Annotated in this window: 12 protein-coding genes and 1 pseudogene; 8 read left to right on the forward strand and 5 right to left on the reverse strand. The window is 53.7% G+C overall.

The genetic code is table 11. The features are described 5' to 3' along the window. Positions 1 to 5: 5 nt before the first annotated feature. Entirely contained in the window at positions 6 to 836 is an 831-nt protein-coding gene (locus tag GRPL_RS03045; RefSeq protein ID WP_032688892.1) for an alpha/beta fold hydrolase, read from the reverse strand. A gap of 240 nt (positions 837 to 1,076) precedes the next feature. Between GRPL_RS03045 and rnk the strand changes: the two genes are divergently transcribed. Both rnk and uspG read left to right on the forward strand, forming a co-directional pair. Beyond that, the gene (gene rnk, locus GRPL_RS03040; RefSeq protein WP_032688893.1) at positions 1,077 to 1,487 is read left to right on the forward strand and encodes a nucleoside diphosphate kinase regulator; all 411 of its coding nucleotides are present in this window, start codon (positions 1,077 to 1,079) and stop codon (positions 1,485 to 1,487) included. Positions 1,488 to 1,684: 197 nt separating this feature from the next. After that, on the forward strand, positions 1,685 to 2,113 hold the full coding sequence (gene uspG, locus GRPL_RS03035) for a universal stress protein UspG (RefSeq protein WP_004859493.1): 429 nt from the start codon (positions 1,685 to 1,687) through the stop codon (positions 2,111 to 2,113). Between the two features lie 68 nt (positions 2,114 to 2,181). Here the strand turns inward: uspG and ahpF are convergent, their stop codons facing one another. Then, positions 2,182 to 3,747, reverse strand: coding sequence for an alkyl hydroperoxide reductase subunit F (gene ahpF / locus GRPL_RS03030; protein WP_032688894.1), 1,566 nt, complete (start codon positions 3,745 to 3,747; stop codon positions 2,182 to 2,184). Between the two features lie 241 nt (positions 3,748 to 3,988). Then, positions 3,989 to 4,552 carry an alkyl hydroperoxide reductase subunit C gene (gene ahpC / locus GRPL_RS03025; RefSeq protein WP_004859485.1) on the reverse strand — a complete coding sequence of 188 codons (564 nt, stop codon included), beginning with the start codon at positions 4,550 to 4,552 and terminating at the stop codon, positions 3,989 to 3,991. Positions 4,553 to 4,959: 407 nt separating this feature from the next. On the opposite strand from ahpC, the gene dsbG reads away from it, so the two are divergent. The 4 genes from dsbG to GRPL_RS03005 all read left to right on the forward strand — a co-directional run bounded on the left by dsbG (position 4,960) and on the right by GRPL_RS03005 (position 8,767). After that, positions 4,960 to 5,706, forward strand: coding sequence for a thiol:disulfide interchange protein DsbG (gene dsbG, locus GRPL_RS03020; RefSeq protein ID WP_032688896.1), 747 nt, complete (start codon positions 4,960 to 4,962; stop codon positions 5,704 to 5,706). Positions 5,707 to 5,893: 187 nt separating this feature from the next. Beyond that, positions 5,894 to 6,808 carry a DNA-binding transcriptional repressor CitR gene (gene citR / locus GRPL_RS03015; protein ID WP_032700580.1) on the forward strand — a complete coding sequence of 305 codons (915 nt, stop codon included), beginning with the start codon at positions 5,894 to 5,896 and terminating at the stop codon, positions 6,806 to 6,808. A gap of 124 nt (positions 6,809 to 6,932) precedes the next feature. Further along, entirely contained in the window at positions 6,933 to 8,156 is a 1,224-nt protein-coding gene (locus GRPL_RS03010) for a phosphoadenosine phosphosulfate reductase (protein WP_032700578.1), read from the forward strand. Continuing rightward, positions 8,141 to 8,767: an IbrB-like domain-containing protein gene (locus tag GRPL_RS03005; RefSeq protein WP_032688901.1), complete on the forward strand. Its 627-nt coding sequence runs from the start codon at positions 8,141 to 8,143 to the stop codon at positions 8,765 to 8,767. Before GRPL_RS03010 ends, GRPL_RS03005 begins: the two co-directional genes overlap by 16 nt. Here GRPL_RS03005 and GRPL_RS03000 read toward each other — a convergent pair whose 3' ends face one another. Beyond that, the gene (locus tag GRPL_RS03000) at positions 8,768 to 9,913 is read right to left on the reverse strand and encodes a pyridoxal phosphate-dependent aminotransferase (protein WP_162180122.1); all 1,146 of its coding nucleotides are present in this window, start codon (positions 9,911 to 9,913) and stop codon (positions 8,768 to 8,770) included. A gap of 168 nt (positions 9,914 to 10,081) precedes the next feature. Here GRPL_RS03000 and mtnC point away from each other — a divergent pair, with 168 nt between their 5' ends. Then, the gene (mtnC, locus tag GRPL_RS02995; protein ID WP_032688905.1) at positions 10,082 to 10,771 is read left to right on the forward strand and encodes an acireductone synthase; all 690 of its coding nucleotides are present in this window, start codon (positions 10,082 to 10,084) and stop codon (positions 10,769 to 10,771) included. After that, the gene (locus tag GRPL_RS02990; protein WP_032688906.1) at positions 10,768 to 11,310 is read left to right on the forward strand and encodes a 1,2-dihydroxy-3-keto-5-methylthiopentene dioxygenase; all 543 of its coding nucleotides are present in this window, start codon (positions 10,768 to 10,770) and stop codon (positions 11,308 to 11,310) included. The genes mtnC and GRPL_RS02990 overlap by 4 nt, the downstream gene beginning before the upstream one ends. 216 nt (positions 11,311 to 11,526) lie before the next feature. On the opposite strand, the pseudogene GRPL_RS28360 reads toward GRPL_RS02990, so the two are convergent. After that, positions 11,527 to 11,640: pseudogene (locus tag GRPL_RS28360) on the reverse strand (hypothetical protein); the annotation flags it as partial. Between the last annotated feature and the right edge of the window lie 93 nt (positions 11,641 to 11,733).

Consider the following 11,733-nt stretch of genomic DNA (forward strand, 5'->3'; position numbering starts at 1 on the left):
GTAGATTATGCGCGAATAAAATCGAGCAAATCCTGGTTAATCTGGTGTTTATGGGTTGTACAGATCCCGTGAGACCCACCCTGATAGACCTTTAATTCGCCGTCAGGCAGTAGCTGCGCCGCCACTTTACCGCAGGTTTCAAACGGGACAATCTGGTCATCATCACCATGAATCACCAGCGTCGGGATTGTCATCTTACGCAGGTCCTCACGGAGATCGGTTTCAGAAAACGCTTTAATACAGTCATAAAGCGCTTTGATTGACCCCTGCAACCCCTGCTCGACAAACCCTTCGCGTACCGCTTTTGACTCTTTGGCGCCGTCCCGATTGTAGCCGTAGAAAGCTGCGCTCAGCTCATAGAAGAACGCCCCGCGATCCTCGATAACGCCCTCTCTGATACTGTCGAAGACCGCTTTGGGTACGCCGTTCGGGTTAAAATCCGTCTGAATCATAATCGGCGTCACGGCGCCAATCAGCACCGCTTTCGCCACTCGGTCAGTCCCGTGCCGGCCGATATAACGCGCGACTTCTCCGCCGCCGGTTGAGTGTCCGACATGAATGGCATCACGTAAGTTCAGATGGGCGGTGAGCTGAGCCAGATCGTCGGCATAGCGATCCATGTTGTGGCCATCCCAGGGCTGCGCCGAACGACCATGCCCCCGACGATCGTGAGCAATCACACGGAATCCATGCGATCCAAGAAACAACATTTGATCTTCAAAAGCATCAGCCGTTAACGGCCAGCCGTGGCTGAACACCACCGGTTGCCCGCTGCCCCAGTCTTTAAAATACAGATAACTACCGTCGTTAAGAGTAAGTTTGTCAAAACCGCTCATTTCAGTCTCCTGTACTGGAAGGGTACTACCTGATACCGCTTAAAAAGGATAAGACAGATTTTTCACTTGCGACGGCAGTATCATAAATTTCATATGTCCCTTTCGGCGATCATCACTTAATGTGCGTTTAATCACTTCAAACCGCCGACAAGTCTCAGTATGATGGGACGACATTAACCCTTGCCTTTTCGGTGAGGGTTTTCTTTTACGGACAGGTTCCTGGATAACACGGAGTATGCGATGACCAGACCCGCAATCATCATTAATGAGCTCGATGCAGAACGCATCGACAGGCTGCTCGAACAGCCGGCTTTCGCGAATTCCCCGGTGGCAGATGCGCTGAACGACGAACTGGATCGTGCACAAATGCTGGCGCCCGAAGCGATGCCGCATGATGTTGTCAGCATGAACAGTAAAGTCAGATTTCGCGATTTGACCAGCGGTGAAGAACGCGTGCGGACACTGGTGTTTCCCTCGCAGGTGACCGACAGCGCAACCCAACTTTCCGTGCTCGCCCCCGTTGGTGCCGCGCTGCTCGGCCTGAAAGTCGGCAGTGCGATCCACTGGGAATTACCGGGCGGGGCATCGGCCCATCTCGAAGTACTGGAGCTGCTTTACCAGCCGGAAGCCGCAGGTGAGTTTCATCGTTAATTATCCCGCTGCCTGAGGCGTTTCACGCTTTATTCAGAGGATGTCTTCGCATCCTCTTTCTGCCCCCCACCCTCTCTCCTGGCGCTGACAAAATTTTACCCCTCTCTTCGTCTGAGCTGACAGTTTTGCGAGCTGAATGACACTATATCTTCCTATAATGTGTTGATATAGAAACAGTCGAACAAGGAGGAATGCATATGTATAAAACTATCATTATGCCCGTTGATGTTTTTGAGATGGAGTTGAGCGACAAGGCCGTCCGCCACGCGGAATTTTTGGCCCAGCAGGATGGGATTATTCACCTGCTCCACGTATTACCCGGATCGTCCAGCTTCACAATGAGCCGCTTTACCGCCGATCTGCGCCGTTTTGAAGAGCATCTACAGCACGAGGCGGAAACGCGTCTGAAAACAATGGCCGGTCATTTCAGCATCGACCCTTCGCGGATTAAAATGCACGTCCGCTTTGGTAACGTGCGGGACATGGTGAATGAACTGGCGAACGAAATTAAAGCCGATGTGGTGGTGATTGGTTCGCGCAACCCATCTATCAGCACGCACTTACTTGGCTCTAATGCCTCAAGCGTCATCCGCCACGCCCATATTCCGGTGATGGTCGTTCGGTAACACCGAACGATAAAAGAAGAGGCTACCCTGGGGTAGCCTCTTTTATATGCAGGTGTAGTCTTACTTTATTATGCGGTTTTGGTACGAATCAGATAATCGAACGAACTCAGGGAAGCTTTCGCCCCCTCGCCCGCGGCGATAATGATCTGTTTGTACGGTACGGTTGTGCAGTCGCCGGCGGCAAACACGCCCTTGACGTTGGTTTCACATTTCGCGTCGATGATAATTTCACCCATCCGGTTACGCTCGATGGTGCCTTCCAGCCAGTTGGTGTTCGGCAGCAGTCCAATCTGCACGAAAATCCCCGCCAGCTCGATATGGTGTTCATCACCGCTAACCCGGTCACGATACTGCAGGCCGGTCACTTTGCTACCATCGCCCGTCACTTCAGTGGTCTGCGCATTGAGAATGATATCGACATTTTTCAGGCTGCGGACTTTATCCTGCAGGACCTGGTCGGCTTTCATTTCCGGCGCGAACTCCAGCAGGGTCACATGTTCTACCAGACCAGCCAGATCGATGGCCGCTTCAACGCCGGAGTTACCGCCGCCGATAACCGCCACGCGTTTACCTTTAAACAGCGGGCCGTCGCAGTGTGGGCAATAGGTCACCCCTTTGGTGCGGTACTGATCCTCACCCGGCACGTTCATGTTGCGCCATTTTGCCCCGGTGGCGATGATCACGCTGCGTGCTTTCAGCACCGCGCCGGAGGCCGTTTCAATTTGGTGCAGGCCGCCTTCTACCGAAGCCGGAATCAGTTTCGATGCGCTCTGAGAGTCAATCACATCCACAGCATAGTCGCTGACGTGCGCTTTTAACGCCCCGGCCAGCTTCTGCCCTTCCGTTTTCGGTACAGAGATGTAGTTTTCGATATCCACGGTATCCAGCACCTGGCCACCGAAACGTTCACCCATCAGGCCGGTACGAATGCCTTTACGCGCAGAATAGACCGCCGCTGCGGCGCCTGACGGGCCGGAACCGACGATCAGCACATCGTAAGCATCGCGTTTATTCAGCTCTTCCGCCGCCCGTTTTTCGGCGCCGGTATCGACTTTAGCGACGATTTCCGCCAGCGTCATACGACCCTGACCGAACTCCTGGCCATTCATAAAGACAGCCGGAACGCCCATCACGTTGCGGTCGGTAATCTCATTCTGGAAAGTCCCGCCGTCAATCGCCGTATGTTTGATACGCGGATTCAGTACCGCCATCAGGTTCAGCGCCTGCACGACATCCGGGCAGTTATGACAAGAGAGCGAGTAATAGGTTTCAAACTCAAAATCACCGTCCAGATCGCGGATCTGTTCGAGCAGTGACTGGGTCTCTTTAGAGGGATGACCGCCGGTCCACAGCAGCGCCAGCACCAAAGAGGTAAATTCATGTCCCAGCGGAGAACCGGCAAAGCGCGGCCCCTGGAGGGATCCAGGATTGGCAATCAGGAACGAGGGCTTGCGGACAGGCAAGCTGTTATCTTCTCTGAAGGTCACTTTTTCCGACAGTTCGGCGATTTCAGCCAGCAGTTCCTTGATTTCTGCCGATTTTGCGCTGTCATCCAGCGTGGCAACCAGCTCAACAGGTTTGGTCAGTTTCTCAAGGTAGGCCTTGAGCTGGGTTTTCATGTTGGTGTCGAGCATTTTTAATCTCCTGCTTAAAAAACATCATCATGCAAGCTGCCTTGCGGGCGGCCTGAATGCGGCTTGCATCATGGTGTTGGAATAAAACGGGCGCAGATGCACCCGCTTGAGGATAAATTCGCAAGCATTTCGTGTTACAGGAAGGCGGCAAGCTTATGAAGCCCCGGGAGCTTACATAAGTAAGTGACCGGGGTAATTAAGCGTTGCCAACACACCTGTGGCATGAAAGACGCCGGAATTTTTAGATTTTACCGACCAGGTCCAGAGACGGAGCCAGAGTCGCTTCACCTTCTTTCCATTTCGCCGGGCAAACTTCACCTGGGTGAGAAGCAACGTACTGAGCAGCTTTGATTTTACGCAGCAGGTCAGATGCGTCGCGGCCGATACCTTCAGCGGTAACTTCGATAGCCTGGATGATACCCTGCGGGTCAACAACGAAGGTTGCGCGGTCTGCCAGACCTTCGTCTTCACGCATGTTGTCGAAGTTACGGGTCAGGGCGCCAGTCGGGTCGCCGATCATCGCATATTTGATTTTCGCGATAGTGTCAGAGCTGCTGTGCCATGCTTTGTGGGTGAAGTGGGTATCGGTAGAAACGGAGTACACGTCTACGCCCAGTTTCTGCAGTTCTTCGTAATGGTCTGCAACGTCGCCCAGTTCAGTCGGGCATACGAAGGTGAAGTCTGCCGGATAGAAGAAGAATACGCTCCAACGGCCTTCGGTGTCTTTTTCGGTAACTTCGATGAATTCACCGTTTTTGAATGCCTGGTTTTTAAAAGGTTTGATTTTAGTGTTAATCAAGGACATCTATACTTCCTCCGTGTTTTCGTTGAGGTCTAAGTTAACGAACTTTTCCTGATTCGACCAATGCGTTTGCATTATCAAATCAATAAGCGATATCTAACAACCGGAACAAGACAGCTTTGTGAACCCGTCGCGACAATCGCCGCGTTTCGTTACTTTTGCATCCCGTGGCGCTGAAAGTAAAAAGGCCGCCCTGTTCAGGCGGCCCCGTTACCTGAAATACCCGCAGGTAGGTTCAGTGCCAGACAAGCTGGCTATGTGTTGCGCTCTACATTACCTTAATGTAACAGCAAGGCCGATTACACCATCCGCAGTATTAAAGGGCAATCCGCCCGCGAGCAGGTCTTACCTATAGCTGTGATAGGCTTCATCATCTTTTCACCTTATACATTGATTTAAAAGGAATAATCATGTTAAAGCGTCTGTTTTTTCTGAGTTTTTTACCCTTTTTCTGCCAGGCTGAAGATCTCCCGGCTCCCGTAAAAGCGATAGAAAAACAGGGAATTACCATTATTAAGCCCTTTGAAGCGCCGGGTGGAGTGAAGGGATGGCTGGGGAAGTATCAGGATATGGGGGTCGCTATCTATCTGACCCCCGACGGCAAGCACGCCATTTCCGGCTATATGTACGATGAAAATGGCAATAACCTGAGCGAACAGCTGTTCCAGAAAGAGCTCTATACGCCGGCAGGCCAGGCGATGTGGAAGAAAATGGAGGCCGCCAGCTGGCTACAGGAAGGGAAAAAGGAGGCGCCGATCATTCTGTATGTCTTTGCCGATCCCTTCTGCCCGTACTGCCTGCAATTCTGGCAACAGGCGCGTCCGTGGGTAGAGTCAGGCAAAGTACAGATTCGCACGCTGTTGGTTGGCGTCATCAAACCCGAAAGCCCGGCAACGGCCGCCGCAATTCTCGCCACTCAGGATCCGGCGAAAACCTGGCGTGATTACGAACAATCCGCCGGTAAAATGCCTATTAAGCTCCCGGCTCATCTCTCCCCGGAAAAAATGAAGATCGTCAGCGAGAATCAGCAGCTAATGGATGAACTCGGCGCGAACGCAACGCCGGCCATTTACTACATGAACAAAGATAATATGCTGCAGCAGGTGGTCGGGCTGCCTGAAGCCGACAAGCTGCAGGTCATGATGGGAGAAAAGTAACCCCTCAGCTCTGCTTTCTGGCCAGGTTCCTGAGCAAAAAGAACCTGGCTTACGCCTCTCCAGTCATATACATTCAGTAATGGCGAAGAATAAACGCCAGCATGAATTCACCAAATCAATAATTACAAAAAATAAAATACAAAATATTAATCATTTTTATCACCACGACTTAATCCGGACATTAGCCATGGCGAATCTTTACGGCCTGAAAAAATTCGATCTTAACTTGCTGGTTATTTTTGAATGCATCTATCAACATCTGAGCATCAGTCGGGCGGCGGAAACATTGTTTATTACCCCCTCCGCCGTCAGCCAGTCACTGCAACGCCTGCGCACTCAGCTTAACGATCCTCTGTTTATTCGTTCGGGGAAAGGAATTACGCCCACCAAAACGAGCGTCAACTTGCATTATCTCCTCGAAAAAAACTTAAGCCAGCTTGAGAAAACGATTTCTATGGCCAACCCGGCCAACTTTAAAAAACGTTTTGTCATTTATAGCCCACAGTTATTTATTACCCCCGATGCGTCACAATTCATCCACGCCCTCTACCAGAGCGGCAATATGCAGGTGGAACACCATGACCTGCAGCTCACCAGCGGGTCGGTGGAGAGTCTACTCTCACAGCGCAAGGCGGACCTGATACTCAGTTTGTCCCCCTGTAAAAGCGCGGAGACACTCTGTCAGCCCTTCCGGGAGGCTGAGATGGTACTGGTCTGTGGCCAACACCATCCGCGGGCCGACGAACTCAACGATCGGCAGGCCATCATGCGGGAAAGTTTCGCCGCCTATCTTTCCAGTGAGGTCGGCATAAAGAACTTTCATGCGCACATGAAAAAAAGTTTGCCGGAGCGAATGATTGCCTTTCGCAGCGATTCTCTGATAGCGATTGTCAATATGATTAACCAGACCGACCTTATCGGCTTTGTCCCTAAAGCTCTATTTAACCACCCGCTTTTCAATCTGAAATTAATACCGCTGCCCGTTCCGGCGCCATCTATTATGATCTACATGATTTATCACCAGACGCAGATAAATACGCCCATATTCTCCTCGCTGATCGACAAGATAATCCAGCCGCAACCTCAGATAAATAATTCATAACTTGAATGGTTTAATAAAAACCAATACACCACACAAATGCACAGCATAAAGAATGACGATGATGGCTTTCTGTCGTAGCATGATATGCAATCAGATCGTCAACTGCAGTTAAGGAACAGAGACCGTGACATTAATAAAACTTCCGTTACCCGATTCCGTTCTGCAGGCCGCGCAGAAACGCATTGAATGGGTGATGGATAATTTCCCACGTATCTGTGTCTCTTTTTCCGGGGGCAAGGATTCCACCCTGATGTTACATCTGACCGCGCTTCACGCGCGACGTACGGGCCGCAAAATTAGCGTGCTGTTTATCGACTGGGAAGCGCAGTTTTCCTGCACCATTACCCATTGTGAAGCGCTGCGGGAAACGTATCAGGATGTCATCGAACGATTTTTTTGGGTTGCTCTGCCGCTAACCACGCAGAACTCACTCAGCCAGTTCGCTCCGGAATGGCAATGCTGGGAACCAGGCACCCCATGGGTACGCCAGCCTCCTCCACATGCCATTACCGACCCCGGCTATTTTTCTTTTTACACCCCGGGGATGAGCTTCGAAAACTTTGTTCGCGAATTCGCCGACTGGTTTTCCGCTAACCGTCCCGCGGCGGTCTTAGTCGGCATCCGCGCGGATGAATCCCTTAACCGATTCATCACCATCTCGTCGCGCCGCAAACAGCGCTTTGCCGATGACAAGCCCTGGACCACCGCAGCGCCGGGGGGCCACGCGTGGTACGCCTACCCTATTTATGACTGGAAAACCGCTGATATCTGGACCTGGTTTGCCAAAAGCGGACTCGCCTGTAACCCACTCTATAATCTGATGTATCAGGCCGGCGTACCGCTGCGCTACATGCGTATCTGTGAACCTTTCGGTCCGGAACAACGCCAGGGGCTTTGGCTTTATCACGTACTGGAACCTGAACGCTGGGCCGCCATGTGTCAGCGGGTGAGCGGCGCGTGCGGCGGCGGCATCTACGCCGGCCAGGATAACCAGTTCTACGGGCATCGCAAGCTGGAGAAGCCCGGACATCATAGCTGGAAGAGCTACGCCCTGTTTTTACTCGACAGCATGCCGGAAAAAACGGCCGAGCATTACCGGAATAAAATTGCCGTCTATCTGCGCTGGTATCAAAAGCAGGGGATGGAGGAGATACCTGACCTCCAGAAGGCCGATACCGGCGCGAAGGATATTCCGTCCTGGCGACGTATCTGCAAGGTGCTACTGAATAACGATTACTGGTGCCGCATGCTCTCTTTCAGTCCAACCAAATCCAGCCATTACCGGCGCTACCGCGAACGAATGAGTCAAAAACGCCAGCAGTGGGGAATCCTATGCAACAACAAATAATGCAGGATCTTGAGCGCTATCTGAACACGCTTTCGCAGGCAGAACGCATTGAGGCGCTGAACGCTTTTCGCCAGCTTTTGCACGATTACAGTCCGTTCAAATCGCATCCCGTTGACTGTGTGCTATGGGTAAAACAGGAAAGCGTTGCGCCAAATGATTACAACCCCAACAACCTCGCCCCGCCGGAAAAACGTCTGCTGCTCACTTCGCTGGAAACGGACGGTTTTACGCAACCCATCGTGGTGCTCAGACAAGATGAGGCGCGCTACACCATCGTTGACGGATTCCATCGTCACGAGCTGGCCAGCAACAAAGCGCCGTTAAAACAGCAGTTGAACGGCTATCTCCCGGTCACCTGCCTGGAAAACCATTCAGCCACTCGCGATACGCTGATGGCCGCCACTATCCGCCATAACCGCGCGCGGGGCCGCCACCAGATCCCGGCCATGTCGAGTATCGTCCATGAACTGGCGAATCTTGGCTGGTCTGACGCTAAAATCAGTCAAGAGCTGGGTATGGATGCTGACGAAGTGTTACGCCTGAAACAAATTAATGGTCTTGCCGAACTGTTTGGCGACCGGCAATTTTCTCAGGCGTGGACCGTAAAATAGCTACAGCTGGCAGAGACGTTCCGCTGCGGCCAGCAAAGTTGCCGGCTGTTTTGCAAAGCACAGGCGTATGAGTTTGTGCGGGAACGGATCGGCGCAGAACACCGACAGCGGGATCGCCGCGACGCCCACCTCGGTCGTCAGCCAACGGCAGAAGCTCACATCGTCGAGATCGGAAATCGCGCTGTAGTCAGCCAGCAGGAAGTAGGTGCCCTCGCAGGGCAGAATCTCCAGACGGCTACTGCGCAGGGCATCGACAAACAGATCTCGCCGCTCGCGGTAGAATTCCGGCAGCTGGCGATAGTGCTCCGGCTCATGGCGCAGCATGTCGGCGATAGCCAGCTGGGCGGGCGTATTCACCGCGAAGGTCAGATACTGATGAACCTTGCGCAGCTCGGCGCTTATTGCCGCCGGCGCCACGCAGTACCCCACTTTCCAGCCGGTCATGTGGAAGGTTTTGCCAAATGAAGAGACTGCCACCGCCCGCTCGCGCAGCTGAGGGTGTGCCAGTACGCTGGCATGCCCGTGGGGCGCAAAGCAGATATGCTCATAGACCTCATCGCTGATCACATAAATTTCGCGATCGGTAATCGCCTGCCACAGCGCGGCAAAATCCTCGCGCTGCCAGACCGTCGCCGACGGGTTATGTGGCGTATTGAGAATCACCAGCCGGGTGCGCTCGCTAAGCGCTGCGGCAAATTCTTGCCAGTCAACGCGAAAATGCGGCGGCTGCAGAGCGATACGTCTCAATACGCCGCCGGATAACTCTACGGCCGGCGCGTAGCTGTCGTAGCTGGGGTCAAAACAGATGACCTCGTCGCCGGCGCGTACCAGCGCGGTGATCGCCGCGTAGAGCGCTTCGGTCGCCCCCGCCGTGACGGTAATATCGCTGTTTGCATCCGGGCGATGGCCGTACAGTTCGGCGGTTTTATCGGCGATCGCTTCACGTAATGCCGGGACACCGGTCATCGGCGCGTACTGGTTAGCCCCCTGAGCGACATGATACGCCAGGCGCTCCTGCAGGTAGCGCGGCCCGTCAAAATCCGGGAACCCCTGCGACAGATTGATCGCCCGGTGTTCCTGCGCCAGCGCGCTCATTTGTGTAAATATGGTGGTGCCAAGAGAAGGAAGTTTACTTTCAGGAATCAGTGGCTTATTACTCATTTTATAATTACCGATTGTAATGCTGTTGTTGAAGCCACTATAACACGATGTTAATATTTGGCAATCAAGACGCTTAGACGTCTAAATGATAATGTTATGCCGGTTCTCGCCTGAAGCAGCCCATCACGGCGCACCGCCCACTCTGGAGAAACCATGATCCGCGCTATCGTGACCGATATTGAAGGCACCACCAGCGACATTTCTTTTGTCCACAACGTTCTGTTTCCGTACGCCCGCGAGCGGCTAGCGGCCTTTGTCACCGCGCAACAGTACGCCGATCCGGTGAAGACGATCCTTGATAATCTGCGAGCGGAAATCGGTAACCCCGCCGCCAGCACCGCCGAACTGATTGATACCCTACTGGCCTTTATGGACGAAGACCGCAAGTCAACGGCGCTCAAGGCGCTGCAGGGTATTATCTGGCGCGAAGGCTATGTTAATGGCGACTTTACCGGCCATCTCTATCCGGACGTTCTGCCCGCGCTGGAAAAATGGAAGTCCCAGGGAATTGATTTATATATATATTCCTCTGGCTCCATCGCGGCGCAGAAATTGTTATTTGGCTACAGCGACGAAGGTGATATTACTCATCTGTTCAGTGGCTATTTCGATACCTTGACGGGAGCCAAGCGAGAAACGCAGTCCTATCGCAATATTGCCGAACAGCTGGGGCATCATCCGGCAACGATTCTGTTCCTCTCCGATATTCATCAGGAGCTGGATGCGGCAGAAGCCGCCGGTTTTCGTACGATCCAGCTGGTGCGCGGCGACCGCGATCCTGCCAGCCATCACCCGCAAGTTCAGCGTTTTGACGACATTCATCCGGAGCAGATCCCAGCATGAGCGCATTAACGATTTATTCAGAAAAAGACGCCGGTACCCCTCTCTGGCAAAGCACCGACGGCGATGAAATCCAGCAGCAGCTCAACGCCAAAGGCGTGCGCTTCGAACGCTGGCAGGCCGACCGCGATCTGGGTGTCTCCCCGACGCCGGAAACGGTGATTGAGGCCTATCAGCACGCCATTGACAAACTGGTCGCTGAAAAAGGCTACCAGAGCTGGGACGTGATCAGCCTGCGCGCCGATAATCCGCAAAAAGAGGCGCTACGCGCGAAGTTTCTCAACGAACACACCCACGGTGAAGACGAGGTCCGCTTTTTTGTTGAAGGCGCCGGGCTGTTCTGCCTGCATATCGGCAACGAGGTGTTTCAGGTACTGTGCGAGAAGAACGATTTGATTTCGGTACCGGCTGACACGCCACACTGGTTTGATATGGGCTCGGAACCCAACTTCACCGCTATCCGCATTTTCGACAACCCGGAAGGCTGGGTAGCGAAATTTACCGGCGACGATATCGCCGACGCCTACCCACGGCTGGCATAACGCCGCAATGCAATAATGCCGGGTGGCGGCTACGCCTGACCCGGCCTACAACGTCCCCAGCTTTCCGTAGGCCCGTGCAGCCGGGTTTGCTCCGCAGCCTGGGCGGGCGATAAACCGACCCTGTCCCAGCTGGCGGCTACGCCTGACCCGACCGACAACAGCCACAGCTTCCCGTAGGCCCGTGCAAGCGAAGCGCCGCCGGGCAACACCCACTCTCTAACTCCTAATAAACCTCGGCGGATCGAAGGCAGTAATCGGCGGTAACGGTTCGCGCCATGGTTCGATCTCCACCCGGCAGGTCTGGGCGCTACAGCCCTGTCCCAGCTGGCGGTTACGCCTGACCTGACCGACAACGTCCGCAGCTTCCCGTAGGCCCGTGCAAGCGAAGCGCCGCCGGGCAACACCCACTCCCTAACCCCTAAT

This window comes from Klebsiella planticola ATCC 33531, assembly GCF_000735435.1.
Classification (GTDB): Bacteria; Pseudomonadota; Gammaproteobacteria; order Enterobacterales; family Enterobacteriaceae; genus Klebsiella; species Klebsiella planticola.